This window comes from Kitasatospora setae KM-6054 (assembly GCF_000269985.1).
In the GTDB taxonomy this organism is placed as follows: Bacteria; Actinomycetota; Actinomycetes; order Streptomycetales; family Streptomycetaceae; genus Kitasatospora; species Kitasatospora setae.
The window spans coordinates 8,369,872-8,392,249 of sequence record NC_016109.1 but is presented as its reverse complement, the minus strand read 5'-3'; the positions used below and the strand labels follow the sequence as shown (position 1 = coordinate 8,392,249).

The 22,378-nt window shown below is 77.7% G+C and carries 2 protein-coding genes; both read right to left on the bottom strand.

Annotated elements, in window-relative coordinates; genetic code table 11:
- Nucleotides 1-8 precede the first annotated feature (8 nt).
- Nucleotides 9-10,334 (bottom strand): type I polyketide synthase, encoded by a 10,326-nt coding sequence (locus tag KSE_RS36335; RefSeq protein ID WP_456236165.1) that lies wholly within the window; start codon nt 10,332-10,334, stop codon nt 9-11.
- An 88-nt stretch (nt 10,335-10,422) separates the two neighbouring features.
- Nucleotides 10,423-22,317: a type I polyketide synthase gene (locus KSE_RS36330; RefSeq protein ID WP_014140392.1), complete on the bottom strand. Its 11,895-nt coding sequence runs from the start codon at nt 22,315-22,317 to the stop codon at nt 10,423-10,425.
- Nucleotides 22,318-22,378 lie beyond the last annotated feature (61 nt).

Genomic DNA, 22,378 nt, shown 5'->3' with positions numbered 1-22,378 from the left:
GCTGTCGGTCAGTCACGGTCGCCGCCCAGGGCCATCCGGACGAGGTCGTCGACGGCCATGCCGTGGATGTCGGCGGCGGCGGGAGCGGTGGCGGGGGCGGGCGTCCCGGGTGCGTCCGGGCGGTCGGCGAGGGCCAGCAGCGCGTCCAGCAGGCCGGCCCGGCGCAGGGCGGCGGGCGGGATCGCGGCGAGCAGGGAGCCGATCTCGTGGTCGGCGGGGTCCGGCCGGCCCGGTGTCCCGGCGGCGGGCCCGCCCGGTCCTCCCGGTCCGCCCGGCCCGTCGGGGACCAGCCGCCCGGCGAGGTGGGCGGCGACGGCGGCCGGGGTGGGGTGGTCGAAGACCAGGGTCGCGGGCAGTCGGCGGCCGGTCGCGGCGCCGAGCCGGTTGCGGAGCTCGACGGAGGTGAGCGAGTCGAAGCCGAGGTCCTTGAACGCCTGGTCCGGGTCGACGGCCGCGGCCGTGCCGTGGCCGAGGACGTCGGCGACCCGGCTCCGCACCAGGTCGAGCAGGGCGGCGAGGCGGTCCTCCGGGGAGAGCGCGGCCAGCCGGCGGCGCAGCGAGTCGGCCTCGGCGGCGTCCGCCCCGGAGGCGGGGCGGCGGGCGGCCCCGGGGACCAGGGCGGAGAGCAGCGCCGGGACGGGCCCGGTCCGGGCCGCCGTCCGGAGCCGGCCGAGGTCGATCCGGACCGGGACGAGCAGCGGTTCGTCCAGGGTGAGCGCCGCGTCGAACAGGGCCAGGCCCTCTTCGCTGCCGAGGGCCGAGGTGCCGCCCCGGGCCATCCGCCGCAGGTCGGTGGCGCTGAGCGTGCCGGTCATGGCGCCGCGCCGGGCCCACAGGCCCCAGGCGAGCGACTGGGCGGGCAGGCCCAGGGCGCGCCGGTGCTGGGCGAGCGCGTCGAGGAAGGCGTTGGCGGCCGCGTAGTTGCCCTGTCCGGCGTTGCCGACGGTGGCGGACGCGGAGGAGAAGAGGGCGAAGGCCGACAGCGGCAGGTCGCGGGTGAGGGCGTGCAGGTGGAGGGCCGCGTCGACCTTGGGTCGCAGGACGGGGCGCATCCGGCCGGGGGTCAGCGACTCGACCGTGCCGTCGTCCAGGACGCCGGCCGCGTGGACGACCGCGCTCAGCGGGCGGTCGGCGGGGATCCCGGCGAGCAGGGCGGCGAGCGCGTCCCGGTCGGCGACGTCGCAGGCCGCCAGGTCCACCCGGGCGCCGCGGCCGCGCAGTTCGGCCGCGAGGTCGGCCAGGCCCGGGGTGTCCGCGCCGCGCCGGCCGACGAGCAGCAGGTTCCGCACGCCGTGCGCGGCCACCAGGTGCTCCGCCACCAGGCCGCCGAGCGCGCCGCCGGCCCCGGTGACCAGGACGGTTCCGCCGGCCGCGCCGATGGCGGACGGCAGGCCGGGGTCCGGGTCCGGCTCGGCGGCGGCCCGGGTGAGGCGGGCGGTGAGGAGCCGTCCGGCGCGGATCGCCAGCTGGGGTTCGGTGCCGGCCAGGGCCAGGGCCTGCGGGAGCAGGCCGGCCACGGCGGCCGGGTCGTCGGTGTCGATCAGCAGGAAGCGGTCCGGGTGCTCGGACTGGGCGGAGCGGACCAGGCCGCGGACGGCGGCGGCGGTGAGGTCGGTGACCTGCTCGCCGTCCGCCGCCGGGACCGCGCCCCGGGTGACGAGCACGAGCCGGGTGCCGTCGTCCCAGCGCGGGTCGGCCAGCCAGTCCTGGACGAGCCGCAGGGCGTCGTCCAGCGCGGCGTGCACGGCGGCGGCGTCGGGCGGGGACGACGGGAGCGGCGGGGCGTGGTCGCACCAGGCCAGGACGGCGGCGGGCGGCGGCGCCCCCGCGTCCAGCGCGGCGCCGAGCGCGGCCAGGTCCGGGTGGCTGTCCGGGAAGGACTCCCGGCCGCCGAGGACGGCCCAGGCCCCGAGGGGGGCGGCGGGCCCGCTGGCAGGCGCCACCGACCAGCGCAGCCGGTAGAGGGATTCCGGTCCGCCGCCGGGGCGCAGGGCGTCGAGGTCGATCGGCCGGACGGCGAGCGCCTCGACCGACACGACCGGGAGCCCGTGCGGGTCGGCCGCGTCGATCGACACCGACCCGTCCGGCCGGAAGCCGAGCCGGACCCTGAGTGCGGTGGCCCCGGAGGCGTGCAGCCTGACTCCGCTCCAGGAGAACGGCAGTCCGGCGGACGGCCGGTCCGCACCGGGACCGGCCTCCGGCCCGGCGTTCAGGAACAGCCCCTGGAGGGCGGCGTCCAGCAGCGCGGGGTGCACGCCGAAGGCGGCGGCGGACCGGTTGCGGTCCTCGGGCAGGCGCACCTCGGTGAAGATCTCGTCGCCCCGGCGCCAGGCCGCGGTGAGCCCGCGGAAGGCGGGCCCGTAGCCGTAACCGGAGGCGTCGAACCGCTCGTACAGGTCGTCGACGGCGACCGGGACGGCACCGGGCGGGGGCCAGGCGCCGGCGTCGGAGACGGGGGTGGCGTCGGAGGCGGAGGCGGCGGCGAGCCGGCCGGTCGCGTGCGCGGTCCAGTGCGGGGTGGCCGTGTCCTCCCGGCAGGAGAACAGGTCCAGGGAACGGCCGCCGTCCGCGTCCGCCGCGCCGACCCGCACCTGTAGCCGGACGGCGGTGTCGGCCGGTATCAACAGCGGCTGCTGGAGGGTCAGTTCCTCCACCGCGCGGCATCCGGCCTCGTCCGCCGCGCGGACGGCGAGTTCCGCGAAGGCCGCGCCGGGCAGGAGCACGACGCCCGCCACCGCGTGATCGGCGAGCCAGGGGTGGGTGCGCAGCGAGATCCGGCCGCTGAGCAGCAGCTCACCCGTGTCGGCCAGCTCGACGGCCGCGCCCAGCACGGGGTGGTCGGCCGGATCGAGTCCGGCCGCGCCCACGTCGGCCGCAGTGACGGGCGCCGGCGCGGGCCAGTAGCGGGTGCGCTGGAACGCGTACGTCGGCAGCTCGACCCGCCGCGCCCCCGGGAACGACCCCGACCAGTCGACCTCCAACCCCCGCTCCCAACCACGACCCACCGCACGCAACACCTGCGCCAGACCACCCTCACCACGACGCAACGTCCCCAACACCACCGCGTCCACCCCCGCGGCCTCCACCGACTCCCCCACCGCCACACCCAGCACCGCGTGCGGACTCGACTCCACGAAGAACCGGAAACCCTCCCCCAGCAACGCCTCCGTCGCCGCCCCGAACTCCACCGTCTCCCGCAGATTCCGGTACCAGTACTCGGCGTCCAGCGACTTCGTGTCCAACCACCCGCCCGTCACCGTCGAGAAGAACGGCACCCCACCCGACAACGGCGTGATGCCGTCCAGGTCGGCGAGCAGACGCTCGCGGACCTGCTCGACGTGCGCCGAGTGCGAGGCGTAGTCGACCTCGATCAGCCTCGCCCGCACCCCCTCCTCGACGAGTTCCGCCACCAACGCGGCCACCGCGTCCGCGTCACCCGACACCACCGTCGACGACGGACCGTTCACCGCCGCCACCGACAACCCGACCCCGATCCGCTCGCGGACCACCCCCACCGGCAGCGGCAACGACGCCATCCCGCCCCGACCCGCCAACGCCCCCACCGCACGCGAACGCAACGCCACCACCCGCGCCCCGTCCGCCAAGCTCAACCCACCCGCCACGACCGCGGCCGCGACCTCCCCCTGCGAGTGGCCCACCACCGCGTCCGCAACCACCCCGAACGAGCGCCAGACCTCCGCGAGCGAGACCATCACCGCCCACAGCACCGGCTGCACCACATCCACCCGCGCCAACAGCTCCTCGGAACCCAGCGCCTGCGCCAACGACCAGTCGACGTACGGCGCCAGCGCACGATCACACTCCGCCATCCGCCCCGCGAACACCCCCGATTCGGCCAACAGCTCCACCGCCATCCCCACCCACTGCGACCCCTGCCCCGGGAACACCAGCACCGAGCGGCCGTCGACCGGACGGCCGCCGCCCCACGCTCCCGCTTCGTCGTCGGCCATGCCGGCCAGCAGGGAGGGGAGTTGGTCCCGGTCGCCGATCAGGGCTTTCCGGTACTCGAAGGCGGTGCGGGCGTGCAGGGCGGAGCCGATGTCGCGCGGGTCGGAGTCGGGGTTGTCGTCCAGGTGGCGGCGCAGCCGGTCGGCCTGGGCGCGCAGGGCCTCGGGGGTGCGGGCGGACAGCAGCCAGGGCACCTCCGGGAGGGGGGTGCGCTCGGCGGGCGGGGCGTCGTCGTCCAGCGGGGCGTGTTCGAGGATGGTGTGGACGTTGGTGCCGCTCAGGCCGAAGGAGGAGACGCCGGCCCGGAAGGGGCGTCCGCGCAGCGGCCAGGGCTGTTGTGCGGCCGCGAGGGCGAGTGCTCCGCGCGTCCAGTCGACGTGGGCGGAGGGCGTGTCGACGTGCAGGGTGCGGGGCACCTGGCCGTGCCGCATGGCCAGGACCGTCTTGATGACGCCCGCCACGCCCGAGGCGGCCTGCGCGTGGCCGAGATTGGACTTGAGCGAGCCGACCAGCAGCGGCTGGTCGGCGGGCCGGTCCTGGCCGTAGGTGGCGAGCAGGGCCTGCGCCTCGATCGGGTCGCCGAGGGTGGTGCCGGTGCCGTGCGCCTCCACCACGTCGACGTCCGCCGACGTCAGCCCGGCGTCCGCGAGCGCCGCCCGGATGACGCGCTGCTGCGACGGGCCGTTGGGGGCGGAGAGGCCGTTGCTGGCGCCGTCCTGGTTGACGGCCGAGCCCCGGACCACGGCCAGCACCGGGTGCCCGTTGCGCCGCGCGTCGGAGAGCCGCTCCAGCAGCAGGACGCCGGCGCCCTCGCCCATGCCCATGCCGTCCGCGTCGTCCGAGAACGCCTTGCAGCGGCCGTCCTCGGCGAGGCCCCGCTGCCGGGAGAAGCTGATCAGGGCGCCGGGGGTCGCCATCACGGCGACGCCGCCGACCAGGGCGAGCGAGCAGTCGCCGCCGCGCAGCGCCCGGCCCGCGAGGTGCATGGCCACCAGTGAGGAGGAGCAGGCCGTGTCGACGGTGACGGCGGGGCCCTCCAGGCCCAGGGTGTAGGCGACCCGGCCGGAGACGACGCTGGGCGCGCTGCCGGTGAGCAGGTGGCCGTCCCCTTCCTCGGACCGGGCGACGACGGCCGCGTAGTCGGCGTAGTTGACGCCGGTGAACACGCCGGTGCGGCTGCCGCGCAGGGCGACCGGGTCGATGGCGGCGCGCTCGATCGCCTCCCAGGTGGTCTCCAGCAGCAGCCGCTGCTGCGGGTCCATCGCGAGGGCCTCGCGCGGCGAGATGCCGAAGAACTCGGCGTCGAAGTCGGCGGCGTCGTGCAGGAAGCCGCCCTGCCGGGTGGTCGAGGTGCCGGGGCGGTCGGGGTCGGGGTCGTAGAGGGCTTCGAGGTCCCAGCCCCGGTCGGTGGGGAAGTCCGAGACGGCGTCGCCGCCGTCGGCGAGCAGCCGCCACAGCTCTTCGGGGCTGCCGATGCCGCCGGGGAAGCGGCAGGCCATCGAGACGATCGCGATCAGGTCGTCGTCGGGCGCGGGCCGGTGCGCGGCGGTGTCCGGGCCGGCGGGGGCCGGGTCGGCGGCCGGTCGGCCGAGCAGTTCGGCGCGGATCTCCCGGGCGAGCGCGGTGGCCGACGGGTGGTCGAAGATCAGGGTGGAGGGCAGTCGCAGTCCGGTGGCGGTGTTGAGCCGGTTGCGGAGTTCGACGGCGGTGAGGGAGGCGAAGCCCATGTCCTGGAAGGCCGTGCCGGGCCGGATCGCGTCCGCCCCGCTGTGGCCGAGGACGGCCGCCGCGTGGGTGCGGACCAGGTCGAGCAGCAGGCGGTGCTGCTCGGACTCGCCGAGGGCGGCGAGCCGTTCGCGCAGTTGGGCGGCGGCGGGGGCCTCCGGGGCGCCGGCCGGGGCCTCCAGGGCGCGGCGGGCTTCGGGGACGCCGGTCAGCAGCGGGCTGGGGCGGGTGGAGGTGAAGACGGCGGCGAACCGCTCCCAGTCGACGTCGGCGACGGTGAGGACGGTCTCGTCGTCGTCGAGGGCCTGGCGCAGGGCGTGCAGCGCGAGGTCGGGGGCGATCCGGGGCAGGCCGTGCTCCTCCAGTTTGAACAGGTCGGCGTCGTCCCCGGCGGCGCGGTCCCGGTGGGGGTTCTCGGCCTGCCAGATGCCCCAGTCGACGCTGGTCGCGGTGAGGCCGCGGGCCCGGCGGTGCTGGGCCAGGGCGTCGAGGTGGGCGTTGGCGGCGGCGTAGGCGCCGTGGTCGCCGCTGCCCCAGACTCCGGCGATCGAGGAGAACAGGACGAAGGCGTCGAGTTCGCGGTCGAGCAGGGCGTCGAGGTGTTCGGCGCCGGCCGCCTTCGCGGCGACGATCTGTTCGAACGCGGCCATCGGCGTGCCGTCCAGGGGGGCGAGCGCGACGAAGGCGGCCGCGTGGACGACCGCGGTGACCGGGTCGCCCGCCGCCTCCAGGCCGGTGAGCAGCGCGGCCACCGCCCGGCGGTCCGCCAGGTCGCAGACCGGCAGGCTCAGCCGGACGCCGAGGGCGGCCAGTTCGGCGGCGAGTTCGGCCGCGCCGGGGGCCTGCGGGCCGCGGCGGCCGGGGAGGACGAGGTGCTCGGCGCCGCCGCGGGCCAGCCAGCGGGCGAGGTGCGGGCCGACGGCGCCGGTGCCGCCGGTCAGCAGGACGGTGCCGCGCGGCTTCCAGGGCTTCGCGCGGTCGGGGCTCCGGTCGGCGTTCCGGGGCGCGCGCCGGAGGCGGCGGGCCAGCAGGCCGGTGGGGCGCAGGGCGAGCTGGTCCTCGCGGCCGGGGCCGGCGGCGGTCGGCCCGGCGGCCGGCGGGACGGCGGCGGTCAGGGCGGCGGCGAGCCGGGTCCTGGCGCGGGCGTCGAGCTCGGGCGGCAGGTCGACGAGTCCACCCCAGCGGGCGGACAGTTCGAGCGCGGCGACCATGCCGGTGCCCCAGACCTGCGCCTGGCGGGGGTGGGTGACCGGGTCGTCCGGGCCGGTGGACACGGCCCCGGTGGTGGCGCACCAGAGGGGGGCGGTGAGGGCGAGGTCGCCCAGGGCCTGGACCAGGGCGACGGTGAGGGCCGTCCCGGTGGGCAGGGCCGGGTGGTCGGGGTGGGGCCGGTCGGCGGCGGCCAGCAGGGACAGCACGCCGGTCGGGACGCGGTCGCCGAGGGCGGCGGCGAGCGTCTCCGCGAGGTCGGCGCGGCGGACGGCGCCGGCCGTGAGTTCGGCCGTGACGACGGTGGCGCCCGCTTCGGTGAGGGCGAGCAGCGGGCCGCGCACCCGGGTGTCGTCGCCGTGCCCGGCGGGCAGGACGACCAGCCAGGTGCCGGCGGCGGCGGGGGCCGGCGGGTCGGGCAGCGGCTGCCAGCCGACCCGGTAGCGCCAGGAGTCGACGGTGCTCTCGTCGCGCCGCTGCCGGCGCCAGCCGCGCAGGGCGGGCAGGACGGGGGCCAGGGCGTCCTCGTCGACGGCGAGGTGGGCGGCGATCTCGGCCGGGGCGTCGTGGTCGACCATCTGCCAGAACGCCGCGTCGTCCGGGTCGGCGGCCGTCGCGGTGGCGGGCGCCGCCTCCGGTTCCAGCCAGTAGCGGCGCAGTTGGAAGGGGTATCCGGGCAGGTCGGTGCGGCGGGCGCCGGTTCCGGCGTACACGGCGGCCCAGTCGACGGCCGCGCCCGCCACCCACAGTTCGGCGGCCGAGCGCAGGGCCCGGCGCGGTCCGCCGTCGTCGCGGCGCAGGGTGCCGACGACGACGGGCGGCTCGGCGGCGCCGGTGGCCTCGACGGTGTCCTGGAGGGCCATGGTCAGCACCGGGTGCGGCGACACCTCGACGAAGACCTCGTGGCCCTGCTCGGCCAGGGCGCGGACGGCCGCGTCGAAGCGGACGGTGCCGCGCAGGTTGCGGTACCAGTAGTCGGCGTCCATGGCGGTGGTGTCGAGCCGGTCGCCGGTGACGGTGGAGTACAGCGGGATCCGGGCCGGGAGCGGGCGCACGCCGGCCAGTGCGGCCAGCACCTCGGAGCGGATCCGCTCGACCTGGGCGGAGTGCGAGGCGTAGTCCACGGGGACGGACCGGGCCCGGACGCCGCGCGCCTCGCAGTGGGCCAGCAGTTCGGCCAGGGCGCCGGTCTCGCCGGAGACCACCACGGCGGCGGGCCCGTTGACGGCGGCCACCGACAGCCGTTCGGCCCAGGGGGCGAGCAGGGCGCGGGCCTCCTCCTCGGGCAGCGGGACGGCGGCCATGCCGCCGAGTCCGGCCAGCGCGCGGATCGCCCGGCTGCGCAGCGCGACGACCTGCGCGCCGTCCTCCAGGGTGAGCGCCCCCGCCACCACGGCGGCCGCGATCTCGCCCTGGCTGTGGCCGACGACGGCGTCCGGCCGGACGCCCCAGGACTCCCAGTGGGCGGCGAGCGAGACCATGACGGCCCACAGCGCGGGCTGGACCACGTCGACCCGGTCGAGTCCCGGCGCACCGGGGGCGCCGCGCAGGACGGCCTCCAGCGACCAGTCGACGAAGGGCGCCAGGGCGCGTTCGCAGTCCGCGATCCGGGCGGCGAACACCGGTGCGGAGTCGAGGAGTTCGACGGCCATGCCGTCCCACTGGGCGCCCTGGCCGGGGAACACCAGGGCGGTCGGGCCCTCGACGGCCCGGCCGGTGCCCGCGACGACGTCGGCGGCCGGTTCGGCGGCGGCTTCCGCACCGGGGCCGGACAGGGTGCCGGGGGCGGACAGGGCGGCGAGGCCGTCCAGCAGGGCGGGCCGTCCGGTGCCGATGACCACGGCCCGGTGTTCGAAGGCGGACCGGGTGGTCGCCAGCGAGAACCCGGTGTCGGCCGGCCGGACGGAGGCGTCCGCGTCGAGCCGGGCCCGCAGCCGGGCCGCCTGCTCGCCGAGCGCGGCCGCGGTGCGGCCGGACAGCACCCAGGGCAGCACGGCCCCGGGCGCGGCCGCCGACCCGTCGACCGGCTCGGACTCCGGCACCGGTTCCGGCTCCGACACCGGTTCCGGCTCCGGTGCCTGTTCGAGGACGACGTGCGCGTTGGTGCCGCTCATGCCGAACGAGGAGACGGCGGCCCGGCGCGGACGGTCGACGGCGGGCCAGTCGCGGGCCTCGGTGAGGAGTTCGACGGCGCCCGCGGACCAGTCGGCGTGCGGGGTGGGCGCGTCCACGTGCAGGGTGCGCGGGAGGACGCCGTGCCGCAGCGCGAGGACCGTCTTGATCACCCCGGCGACGCCGGCGGCGGCCTGGGTGTGCCCGATGTTGGACTTCAGCGAGCCGAGCAGCAGCGGCCGGTCGGCGGGCCGGTCCTGGCCGTAGGTGGCGAGCAGCGCGTCGGCCTCGATCGGGTCGCCGAGGGTGGTGCCGGTGCCGTGCGCCTCGACCGCGTCGACGTCGGCGGACGCCAAGCCCGCGTCGGCCAGCGCGGCCCGGATCACCCGCTGCTGGGACGGGCCGTTCGGGGCGGTCAGGCCGTTGCTGGCACCGTCCTGGTTGATCGCCGAACCGCGCAGCACGGCCAGCACCGTGCGGCCGTTGCGCCGGGCGTCGGAGAGCCGCTCCAGCAGCAGCATGCCGACGCCCTCGCCCCAGCCGGTGCCGTCGGCGGCGGCCGCGAACGGCTTGCAGCGGCCGTCGGCGGACATCGCGCCCTGCCGGCTGAACTCGACGAACACCGCCGGCAGCGCCATCACGCTGACCCCGCCGGCCAGGGCGAGCGAGCACTCGCCGGCCCGCAGCGCCCGGGCCGCGAGGTGCATGGCCACCAGTGAGGACGAGCAGGCGGTGTCCACGGTGAGGGCGGGGCCCTCCAGGCCGAGCGCGTAGGACACCCGGCCGGACATCACGCTCATCGAGTTCCCCGTCATCAGGAACCCCTGGACGGCTTCGGCGGCGCCGGAGCCCAGCGTCGCGTACCCCTGGTCGATGGCGGCGGCGTACACCCCGGTGCGGCTGCCGCGCAGGGTGAGCGGGTCGATGCCGGCCCGTTCGATCGCCTCCCAGGAGGCCATCAGCAGCATCCGCTGCTGCGGGTCCATCGCGACCGCCTCGCGGGGCGAGATGCCGAAGAACTCCGGGTCGAAGTCGGCCGCGCCGTCCAGGAACGCCCCCCGCCCGGGGACCGTGCCCCCGGCCGGCCAGACCCGCTCCCAGCCCCGGTCGCCGGGGACGGGCCCGCTGGTGTCGCGGCCTTCGGCGAGCAGGTCCCACAGCTCCTCCGGGTCGCGGACCCCGCCGGGGAAGCGGCAGCTCATCGCCACGATCGCGATCGGCTCGCTGCTGCGGGCCTCGGCCTCCCGGAGCCGCTGCCGGGTGTCCCGGAGGTCGATGGTCACCCGGTTGAGGTAGTCGCGCATCCTCTGGTCGCTCACTGGGCACCGCTGCTTTCGTCTCGGGCTGCTCGGGTCTCGTCCCGAAGGACGCGGGGGACGCGGGGGACGCGGGGGGTGCGGGCCGGTGTCATGCGGACCCCAGTTGCCGGTCGATGTACTCGAACATCTCGTCGTCGCTGGCCGCCTCGATCAGGTCGGCGTCCAGGTCGTCCAGTCCGTCCGGGCCGCCCGGGCCGCCCACGGGCCGGGTCGCGGACTGGGTCGCGGCCGGGGCCCCGCCGGGCAGCGGGCGGGACAGCACGTCCCGGATCCGGGCGGCGAGTTCGTCGCTGACGCCGTCCGGCGGCAGGGCGTCGAGCAGGGTCTCCAGGGCGTCGAGCCCGGCCCGGACCGCGGCGTCGCCGCTCGGCCGGGCGGCGCCGGTCCGCTCGGCGAGGTGGCGGGCCAGTGCCTCCGGGGTGGGGTGGTCGAAGACCAGTGCGGCGGGCAGCCGCAGCCCGGTCGAGGACGCCAGCCGGTTGCGCAGTTCGACGCCGGTGAGGGAGTCGAAGCCGACCTCCTTGAACGGGCGGGCCGGGCGGATCAGGTTCGGCGAACTGTGGCCGAGCACCGCCGCGGCGTTGCCGCGCACCAGGTCGAGCAGGGTCCGGTACAGCTCGGCCTCGGGCAGTTCGGCGAGCTGCCGCGCCACCGAGCGGGCCGGCGCCTCCGCCGGGGCGGCGCCGGTCCGGGCCGGGCGGACCAGGCCGCGGAGCACGGCGGGCAGCCGGTCGTCCGCCCGCAGCGCGGCCGGGGCGATCCTGGCCGCCAGCCGGTAGGCGTACGGGGAGTGCAGGGCCGCGTCGAACAGGGCGAGGCCCTCCGCCGCGGTCAGCGCGCCCGCGCCGGCGCCCCGGCCGGGGGCGACCGCCGCGGTCATCGCGCTGCGCTCCTCCCACAGGCCCCAGCCGATGGACAGGCCGGGCAGGCCCTCGGCCCGGCGTTCGGCGGCGAGCGCGTCCAGGACCGCGTTGGCGGCGGCGTAGTTCGCCTGCCCGGCCGCGCCGAACTGGGCGGCGCCCGAGGAGAAGAGCACGAAGTGCGCGAGGTCGAGGTCCCGGGTGAGCGCGTGCAGGGCGAGCGCCGCGTCCACCTTGGGCCGCAGGACGCGGTCCAGCCGGTCCGGGGTCAGCCCGGAGAGCGTGGCGTCGTCCAGGACGCCGGCCGCGTGGACGACGGCGGTCAGCGGGTGCGCGGCGGGCACCGACCCGAGCAGGGCGGCGAGCGCGTCGCGGTCGGCGACGTCGCAGGCCGCGACGGTCACCGACGCGCCGAGCCCGGTCAGCTCCCCCACCAGCTCCGGCATCCCGTCGGCGGCGGCGCCCCGGCGGCCCGCCAGCAGCAGGTGCCGGGCGCCGTGCGCGACGACCAGGTGCCGGGCGAGCAGCCGTCCCAGGGTGCCGGTCGCGCCGGTGACCAGGAAGGTCCCGTCCGGGTCCGGCGCGGCGGGCAGCAGCAGGACGTTCTTGCCGATGCCCCGGGCCTGGCTGAGCGAGCGCAGCGCGGCCGGGGCCTGCCGGACGTCCCAGCCGGTGACGGGCAGCGGGCGCAGCACCCCCCGCTCGAACAGGTCGAGGATCTCGGCGAGCATCTCGCCGATCCGGTCCGGCCCGGCCTCCATCAGGTCGAACGCCCGGTAGCGCACCCCGGGGTGTCGGCGGGCGACCTCCGCGGGGTCGCGGACGTCGGTCTTGCCCATCTCGACGAACCGGCCGCCGTTCGGCAGCAGCCGCAGACCGGCGTCGACGAACTCCCGGGCCAGGCTGTCGAGCACGACGTCGACGCCCTGCCCGCCGGTGGCCGCCAGGAACGCGTCGGCGAAGTCGGTGCTGCGGGACGAGGCGATGTGGCCGTCGTCCAGTCCGGCGGCCCGCAGGGCGTCCCACTTGGCCGGGGAGGCCGTGGCGAACACCCGCGCACCGGCGTGCCGGGCGAGCTGGACCGCCGCCGTGCCGACCCCGCCGGCCGCGGCGTGCACCAGGACCGACTCCCCGCGCCGCAGGCCGCCGAGGTCGAACAGGCCGTAGTAGGCGGTGAGGAACACCACCGGCACGGAGGCGGCGCGGGCGAAGGACCAGCCCGCCGGGATCCGGGCGACGGTGCGGCGGTCGGCGACGACGGTCGGGCCGAACGCGCCCCCGAAGATCCCGAACACCCGGTCGCCGGGCGCCAGGTCGGCCACGCCCGGGCCCACCTCGACGACGGTGCCGGCGCCCTCGCTGCCCAGGCCCTGCTGTTCGGGGTCGGGGTCCAGGCCGAGCGCGGCGATGACGTCGTGGAAGTTCAGTCCGGCGGCGCGCACCGCGATCCGCACCTCGCCCCGGCCCAGCGGGGCGAGGGCCCCGGGGGCGGGCTCCGCCACGAGGTCCTCCGGCCCGCCCGCGCCGTCGGCGGCGAGCCGCCAGGCGGCGCCGTCCGGCAGGGTCAGCGTGCCGTCCGGCCGGCTGCCGCGGACCAGTCGCGGCAGCAGCGGCGGGCCGGTCCGCAGCGCCAGTTCGGGTTCCCCGGCGGCGAGCGCGGCGGGCAGCGCGTCCGCCGGTTCGACGGTCCCGGCGGCGTCGATCAGGACGAAGCGCCCGGGGTGCTCGGCGCGCGCGCTGCGCAGCAGGCCCCACAGCGCGGCCTGGGCGGGGTCGACGGGGCGGTCGACCGGACCGGTGCGGACCGCGTCCCTGGTGAGCAGGGCCAGTGCGGCCCCGGCGAACCGCTCGTCGTCCAGCCAGCGCTGCACGAGCGCGAGGCCCCGGTGCGCGGTGGCGCGGACCCGGGCGGCGGGGTCGGGCAGGTCGGCGGTGGGCACGGCCGCCACGAGCAGCGCGGGGAGGGCGGCGCCCGCGTCGACGGCGGCCGCCAGCGCGTCGAGGTCCGGCCAGGAGACCGCGCCGGGGACGGCGTCGCCGAGCGCGGCCCAGGTCGGCGCCGCGCCGTCGGCCGGGTCGGGGGCCGGGGTCCAGTCGAGGCGGTACAGCAGGTCGGCGTGGGCGGCCGCGGCGAGCGGCCCGCCCGCGGCCGGCGGCCGCAGCAGCAGCCCCCGCACGTCGATCACCTGCCGACCGGACAGGTCGTGGGCCCGCAGGGTCACGGCGTCCGGCGCGTCGGCGGCGAGCCGCACCCGCAGCGTGGTCGCGCCGGTGACCCCGCCGGTCACCCCGGTCCAGCTGAAGGGCAGCCGGGCCCCGCCGTCCCGTTCGGGCAGCAGCGCGGCGCTCTGCAGGGCCGCGTCCAGCAGCGCGGGGTGCAGCACGCACCCGGCGGCGTCGGCCTGCTGCCGCTCCGGCAGCACCACCTCGGCGAACACCTCGCCGCCGCGCAGCCACGCGGCCCTGATGCCCCGGAAGGCCGGGCCGTAGTGGTAGCCGGCCCCGGCGAAGCGCTCGTAGAGGTCCTCGGTGTCCACGGGCTCGGCACCGGCCGGCGGCCAGCTCAGCAGGGCGACCGGGGTACCGGCCGGGTCGTCGGCGGCGGGACGGGGTGCCAGGGTGCCGGTGGCGTGCTCGGTCCAGGGCCCGTCGGCGTCCCGCGCCGTCCGGGCGAACACGCTCAGCCGCCGCCGGCCGTCCCCGTCGGGCCCGGAGACCCGGAGCTGGAGGTGCGCGGCGTCCTCGGCCGGGAGCACCAGCGCCGCTCCGAGGGTGAGCTCCTCGACCACCGGGCAGTCCGCCTCGGCCCCGGCGCGCAGCGCGAGTTCGAGGAAGGCCGTGCCGGGCAGGAGCACGACGCCCGCCACCGCGTGGTCGGCGAGCCAGGGGTGGGTGCGCAGCGAGATCCGGCCGCTGAGCAGCAGCTCACCGGAGTCCGCGAGCCGCGTCGCCGCGCCGAGCAGCGGGTGCCCGGTGGCGGCGAGACCCGCCGAGGCGACGTCCTGGCTGGTGGTCGGCACGTCGAGCCAGTAGCGGGTGCGCTGGAACGCGTACGTCGGCAGCTCGACCCGCCGCGCCCCCGGGAACGACCCCGACCAGTCGACCTCCAACCCCCGCTCCCAACCACGACCCACCGCACGCAACACCTGCGCCAAGCCGCCCTCACCACGACGCAACGTCCCCAACACCACCGCGTCCACCCCCGCGGCCTCCACCGACTCCCCCACCGCCACACCCAGCACCGCATGCGGACTCGACTCCACGAAGAACCGGAAACCCTCCCCCAGCAACGCCTCCGTCGCCGCCCCGAACTCCACCGTCTCCCGCAGGTTGCGATACCAGTACTCGGCGTCCAGCGACTTCGTGTCCAACCACCCGCCCGTCACCGTCGAGAAGAACGGCACCCCACCCGACAACGGCGCGATCCCCTCCAAATCGGCCAGCAACCGCTCCCGCACCTCCTCCACGTGCGCCGAGTGCGAGGCGTAATCCACCTCGATCAACCGCGCCCGCACCCCCTCCTCGACGAGTTCCGCCACCAGCCCGGCCACCGCCTCCGCGTCACCCGACACCACCGTCGACGACGGACCGTTCACCGCCGCCACCGACAACCCGACCCCGATCCGCTCGCGCACCGCCCCCACCGGCAACGGCAACGACGCCATCCCACCCCGACCCGCCAACGCCCCCACCGCACGCGAACGCAACGCCACCACCCGCGCCCCGTCCGCCAAGCTCAAACCACCCGCCACCACGGCGGCCGCGACCTCCCCCTGCGAATGGCCCACCACCGCGTCCGCAACCACCCCGAACGAACGCCACACCTCCGCGAGCGACACCATCACCGCCCACAGCACCGGCTGCACCACATCCACCCGCGCCAGCAACGACTCCGAGCCCAGCGCCTCCGCCAACGACCAGTCGACATACGGCTCCAGCGCCCGCCCGCACTCCGCCATCCGCGCCGCGAACACCCCCGATTCGCCCAGCAACTCCACCGCCATCCCCACCCACTGCGACCCCTGCCCCGGGAACACCAGCACCGAGCGGCCGGAGACCAGCCCGCCGCCGGCCGCCGAGGCGCCCTGCGCCAGCGCGGTGAGGTGTGCGGTGAGGTCGTCCTGTGTGCCCACCAGCACCGCGCGGTGTCCGAGTGCGCTGCGGCCGGTGGCCAGCGAGTAGGCCACGTCCGCCGCGCGGACGCCCGAGCCGTCGCCGATCCGGGCCGCGAGGGCCTCGGCTTGGGCGTGCAGGGCCTCGGGGGTGCGGGCCGAGAGGAGCAGGGGGACGGTGGCGGGTGCGGTCGGGGGTGTGCCGGGTTCGTCGGTGGGTGCGGGGGTCGGCTCGTCGGCCGGGGCCTGTTCGAGGATGACGTGGGCGTTGGTGCCGCTGACGCCGAAGGAGGAGACGCCGGCCCGGCGCGGGCGGCCGGTGTCGTCCCAGGCGCGGGCCTCGGTGAGCAGCCGGCCGGCGCCCGCCGACCAGTCCACCTCGGGCGTCGGGCCGTCGACGTGCAGGGTCTTGGGCATGACGCCGTGCCGCAGGGCGAGTACCGACTTGATGACGGCCGAGACTCCGGCGGCGGCCGAGGTGTGGCCGATGTTGGACTTCAGCGAGCCGATCCACACCGGCCGGTCGGCGGGCCGGTCCTGGCCGTAGGTGGCCAGCAGGGCCTGCGCCTCGATCGGGTCGCCGAGGGTGGTGCCGGTGCCGTGCGCCTCCACCACGTCGACGTCCGCCGCCGTCAGCCCGGCGTCCGCCAGCGCCGCCCGGATGACGCGCTGCTGGGACGGGCCGTTCGGCGCGGTCAGGCCGTTGCTGGCGCCGTCCTGGTTGACGGCCGAGCCCCGGACCACGGCCAGCACCGGGTGCCCGTTGCGGCGGGCGTCCGACAGCCGCTCCAGCAGCAGCATGCCGCTGCCCTCGCCGAAGGCGGTGCCGTCGGCGGCCGCGGCGAAGGACTTGCAGCGGCCGTCCGGGGCGAGTCCGCCCTGCCGGCTGAACTCGACGAACAGTTCGGGGCTGCACATCACGTTGACGCCGCCGGCCAGCGCCAGCGAGCACTCGCCCGAGCGCAGCGCCCGGGCCGCCAGGTGCAGGGCGACCAGGGAGGACGAGCAGGCCGTGTCGACGGTGACGGCGGGGCCCTCCAGGCCGAAGAAGTAGGCCAGGCGTCCGGAGACGATGCTGCCCGAGTTCCCGGTGCCGAGGAATCCCTCGACGTCCTCGGGAATGTAGGGCAGCAGCCGGGCGGCGTAGTCCTGCTGCATCAGGCCGACGTAGGTGCCGACCTGGGCGCCGCGCAGGGTGGCCGGGTCGATGGCGGCGCGCTCGAAGAGCTCCCAGGTGGTCTCCAGCAGCAGCCGCTGCTGCGGGTCCATCGCGAGGGCCTCGCGCGGCGAGATGCCGAAGAACTCGGCGTCGAAGTCGGCGGCGTCGTGCAGGAAGCCGCCGTGCCGGGTGACGGAGGTGCCGACGCGGTCGGGGTCGGGGTCGTAGAGCGCGTCCGGGTCCCAGCCCCGGTCCTCGGGGAATTCGGAGATGCCGTCGCGGCCCTCGTCCAGCATCCGCCACAGCTCCTCGGGGGAGCGGACGCCGCCGGGCAGGCGGCAGGCGGTGGAGACGATCGCGATCAGGTCGTCGTCCGCGTCCCGGTCCCGGCCGGTCGGGCGGACGGGGGCGGCGGGGGCGGCGGCCTGGTCCGGGGTGGTGAGGCCGGCGCCCAGGAAGGCGGCGAGCACCGCCGGGGTGGGGTGGTCGAACACCAGGCTGGCGGGGAGCCGCAGGCCGGTGGCGGCGTTCAGGCGGTTGCGCAGTTGCACCGAGGCCAGCGAGTCGAATCCGAGTTCGCGGAAGGCCCGTCCGGAATCGAGGGTGTCCGGGGAGGCGTGGCCGAGGACGGCCGCCGCGTGGGTGCGGACGAGTTCGACGAGCAGCCGGGTCCGTCCGGCGCCGTCGAGGGCCGCGAGGCGCAGGCGCAGGGCGTTGTCGTCGGCCTGCGCCGCTGCGGCCGCGGCCTTGCGCGGCGGGGTGCGGACCAGGCCGCGCAGCAGCGGCGGCAGGGTGCCGTCGGCCGCCGCGGACCGCAGGGCCGCGGTGTCGAGGCGCATCGGGACCAGGGCGGCCCGGTCCACGGTGAGGGCGGTGTCGAGGAGTTCGAGTCCCCGTTCGGTGGAGAGCGGCGGCATCCCGGACCGGGCGAGGCGGCGCACGTCGTCCGCGTCGAGGTGTCCGGTGAGGGCGCTGGGCTGCTCCCACAGGGTCCAGGCCAGGGACTGGCCGGCCAGTCCCGCCGCCCGGCGCCGGACGGCCAGGGCGTCCAGGAAGGCGTTGGCGGCGGCGTAGTTGGCCTGCCCGGGGCCGCCGAAGGTGCCGGCCGCCGAGGAGAACAGCACGAAGTGGGTGAGGTCGAGGCCGCGGGTCAGCTCGTCCAGGTGGAGGGCGGCGTCGACCTTGGGGCGGAGCACGGCGTCGACCCGCTCGGGGGTGAGGGCGGTGACGACGCCGTCGTCGAGGGCGCCGGCGGTGTGGACCACGGCCGTCAGCGGGTGCGCGGGCGGCAGGTCGGCGAGGACGGCGGCCAGGGCGGTCCGGTCGGCGGCGTCGCAGGCGACGACGACGGCCTCGGCGCCCAGCGCGGCGAGCTCGGCCAGCAGTTCCGCCGCCCCGGGGGCGGCCGGGCCGCCCCGGGAGAGCAGCAGCAGGTGCCGGACGCCGTGCCCGGCGACCAGGCGGCGGGCGACGTGCGAGCCGAGCAGGCCGGTGCCGCCGGTGACCAGGACCGTCCCGTCCGGGTCGAAGGCCGCGCCGCCGTCCGGCCGGTCGGCGGCGTTCCGGTCGGCGTCGTCACGGTCGCCGTCGTTCCGGGGGACGCGGGCCAGCCGGGGGACGCGGACCTCGCCGCCGCGGACCGCGGACTGCGGCTCGCCCGAGGCGAGGGCGGCGTCGACGGCCGCAGCGGCGTCGGGGTCGACGGCGTCGGGGTCGAGGTCGAGCAGGGCGAAGCGCCCGGGGTGTTCGGAGTCGGCCGAGCGGATCAGGCCCCAGAGCGCGCTGTGCGCGGGGTCGCGGACGTCCTCGCCGTCCCGGGTGCCGACCGCGCCCCGGGTGGCGAACACCAGGCGGGAGCCGGCGAAGCGGTCGTCGGCGAGCCAGGTCCGGACGTCGGCGAGGGCCCGGTGGACGGCCGCGCGGACCGCCACCGCCACCGCCGACGACGCGGCGTCGGGCGCGGCGTCGGACGCGGCGCAGGTCAGCAGGACCGTCTCGGGCACCGGGGCACCGGCGTCGACGGCGGCCAGCAGCGCGGCCAGGTCCGCGGTGCGGTGGGCGGCGGGGCGGGCGGGCGCGCCGCCGCGCGGGGGTGCGGTGACCCACTCCGTCGCGTAGAGGTCCCGGTGGTGGCCGCCGCGGGGGGCGGCGGGGCCGGTGCCGAGGGCGGCGGGGCCCGCCGGGCGCAGGGTGAGCGCGTCCACGGTCGCGACGGGGGCGCCGGTCGGGTCGGCGACGGAGAGGGCCAGCGCGTCGGGGCCGGCCGGGGTGAGGTGGACGCGGATCGTCCCGGCGCCGGTGGCGTGCAGTGTGACGCCGCTCCAGGAGAACGGCAGCCGGCCCTGCGGGTGAGCGTCCGCGCCGGGGGTGCCGGGCACGCCGGTGGCGTGCAGGGCCGCGTCCAGCAGGGCGGGGTGCAGGGCGAAGCGGGCGGCCTCGGGGGCGGGCGCGGCGGGGAGGGCGGCTTCGGCGAACAGGTCGTCGCCGCGCCGCCAGGCCGCGCGCAGGCCCTGGAAGGCGGGGCCGTAGGCGAATCCGGCCGCCGCGAAGCGGTCGTAGAGCGCGTCGAGGGCGAGGGGTTCGGCGCCGGGCGGCGGCCAGGGCATCGGTCCGGCGGCCTCGGCGCCGTCCGCGCCGTCCGCGCCGTCCTGGGCCAGGACGCCTTCGGCGTGCCGGGTCCACTCCTCGTCCGGGTCGCCGTCGGCGGGCGCGTCCGGCCGGGAGTGCAGGCTGAGCGGGCGGTGGCCGCGGGCGTCGGGGGCGCCGACGGTGAGGCGCAGCACGGTGCCGCCGTGTTCGGGCAGGACGAGGGGGGCCTGGAGGGTGAGTTCCTCGACCCGGGGGCAGCCGGTCCGGGCGCCGGCCTGGAGGGCGAGTTCCAGGAAGGCGGTGCCGGGGAGCAGGGCCCGGCCGCCGACGGCGTGGTCGGCGAGCCAGGGGTGGGTGCGGGTGGACAGGCGGCCGGTGAGGATCAGGCCGTCGCTGTCGGCGAGGACCACGACGGCGCCGAGCAGCGGGTGGTCCGCGGGGGTCAGTCCGGCGGAGCCGACGTCGGCGGCGGGCGGGGCGCCGTCCTCCAGCCAGTACGGGTCGCGCTGGAAGGCGTAGGTGGGCAGGTCGACCCGGCCTGGGCGGCGGCCGGCGAAGACGGCGTCCCAGTCCGGGGAGACGCCGCGCAGGTGGAGTTCGGCCAGCGCCTCGGTGAACCGGCGCGGTCCGCCGTCGTCGCGGCGCAGGGTGCCGACGGCGGTGGCGTCGGCGCCCGCGTCCTCGGCGGTCTCCAGGACGCCGACGGTGAGGACGGGGTGCGGGCTGCTCTCCAGGAGGACCTGGTAGCCGTCGGCGAGCAGGGCCCGGGTCGCCTCTTCGAACCGGACGGTGCCGCGCAGGTTGCGGTACCAGTAGTCGGCGTCCAGGACGGTGGTGTCGGCCAGTGGGCCGCCGGTGAGGGTGGAGTAGAAGGGGACGGCGGACGGGCGGGGGGCCAGTCCGTCGAGCCGGGCGAGCAGGTCGGCGCGGATGTCCTCGACGTGGGCGCTGTGCGAGGCGTAGTCGACGGGCACGCGCCGGACCCGGACGCCCAGGGCGGCCGCCCGGTCGAGGAACGCGTCGAGCGCCTCGGTGTCGCCGGAGACCACGGTGGAGGCCGGGCCGTTGACGGCGGCCACGGAGAGCCGGCCGTCCCAGGGGGCGAGGTGCTCGGCGGCCTCGGCGGCGGGCAGCGCCACCGAGGCCATGCCGCCGCGGCCGGACAGCGCGCGGATCGCCCGGCTGCGCAGCGCGACGACCTTCGCGCCGTCCTCCAGGGTGAGCGCCCCCGCCACCACGGCGGCGGCGATCTCGCCCTGGGAGTGGCCGACGACGGCGCCGGGGGTGACGCCGTACGAGCGCCACAGTTCGGCCAGCGAGACCATGACGGCCCACAGCGCGGGCTGGACCACGTCGACCCGGTCGAGTCCCGGCGCGCCGGGGGCGCCGCGCAGGACGGCCTCCAGCGACCAGTCGACGTGGGGCGCCAGGGCGCGTTCGCAGTCCGCGATCCGGGCGGCGAACACCGGCGCGGAGTCGAGGAGTTCGACGGCCATGCCGTCCCACTGGGAGCCCTGGCCGGGGAACACCAGGGCGACCTCGCCGCCGGTGCCGGCGGTGCCGAGGACCAGGCCGGGGGCGTCGAGGCCGGCCGCCAGGGCGTCGAGGCCGGACCGGAAGCCGTCGGGGTCGGCGGCGATCAGGACGGCCCGGTGCTCGTGCGCGGCGCGGGTCGTGGCGAGGGCGTGGCCGATCTCGGCCGGGCCGGGCCCGGGGTGGGCGTCGAGGTGGTCGCGGAGCCGGGCGGCCTGGGCGCGCAGCGCCGGGGCGGTGCGGCCGGAGAGCACCCAGGGCAGGACGGCGGGGGCGGCAGCGCTTTCGGCCCGCTCGGCCCGCTCGGCCGGGGCGGGCTGGTCGGCCTGCTGCGCCGGGGCGGGCTCGTCGGCCTGCTCCAGGACGACGTGTCCGTTGGTGCCGCTGACGCCGAAGGAGGAGACCGCGGCCCGGCGCGGCCGTCCGGTCTCGGGCCAGGGGGTGTTGGCGGTGACCAGGCGCACCGCGCCCGCGGTCCAGTCGATCCGCGGGGACGGGTCCTGCGCGTGCAGGGTGGGCGGGACGGTGCCGTGCCGCATGGCGAGGACGGTCTTGATGACGCCGCCGACGCCGGCCGCGGCCTGGGTGTGCCCGATGTTCGACTTCAGCGAGCCGAGCAGCAGCGGCTGCCCGTCGGCGCGGCCCTGGCCGTAGGTGGCCAGCAGGGCCTGGGCCTCGATCGGGTCGCCCAGCGGGGTGCCGGTGCCGTGCGCCTCGACGACGTCCACGTCGGCGGGGGTGAGTCCGGCGTTGGCCAGGGCGTGCCGGATGACGCGCTGCTGGGCGGGGCCGTTGGGGGCGGTGAGGCGGCTGCTGGCGCCGTCCTGGTTGACGGCGGTGCCGCGGATCAGGGCGAGCACCGGGTGGCCGTTGCGGCGGGCGTCGGAGAGGCGCTCCAGCAGCAGCATGCCGACGCCCTCGCCCCAGCCGGTGCCGTCGGCGGCGGCGGCGAAGGACTTGCAGCGGCCGTCCCGGGCCAGGCCGCCCTGGCGGCTCATCTCGACGAACGGGACGGGGGTCGACATCACCATCGCGCCGCCGGCCAGCGCCAGGGTGCAGTCGCCGCCGCGCAGGGCCTGGGCGGCGAGGTGGATGGCGACCAGCGAGGAGGAGCAGGCGGTGTCGATGCTGACCGCCGGGCCCTCCAGGCCGAAGGTGTAGGCGACCCGGCCGGAGGCGACGCTGTCGGAGCTGCCGTTGCCGACGTAGCCGGCCACGTCGTCGGGGACCTGGCGCAGCCGTACCGCGTAGTCCTGGTACATCACGCCGGCGAAGACGCCGGTCCGGCTGCCGCGCAGGGTCGCGGGGTCGATGCCGGCCCGTTCGAACGCCTCCCAGGTGGTCTCCAGCAGCAGCCGCTGCTGCGGGTCCATGGCGAGCGCCTCGCGCGGGGAGATCCCGAAGAAGCCGGGGTCGAAGTGCCCGACGTCGTCGAGGAAGCCGCCCAGGGCGGTGTGGCTGCTGCCCTCGCGCAGCTGTTCCGGGTCGTCCAGGTGGTCCAGGTCCCAGCCCCGGTCGGCGGGGAAGCCGGTGATGGCGTCGGTGCCTTCGGTGACCAGGCGCCACAGGTCCTCGGGGGTGCGCACGCCGCCGGGGTAGCGGCAGCTCATCGCGACGACCGCGATCGGTTCGCGGGCCGCCTCCTCGGCTTCGCTCAGGCGGCGGCGGGTGTGGTGCAGGTCCGCCGTCACGCGCTTGAGGTAGTCCCTCAGCTTGTCGTCGTTCACCATCGGGGGCCGCCGTCCTGGTTCGCGGGTCGGGTCGGGTCGGTGTCGTGACCGGCCGGGTTCG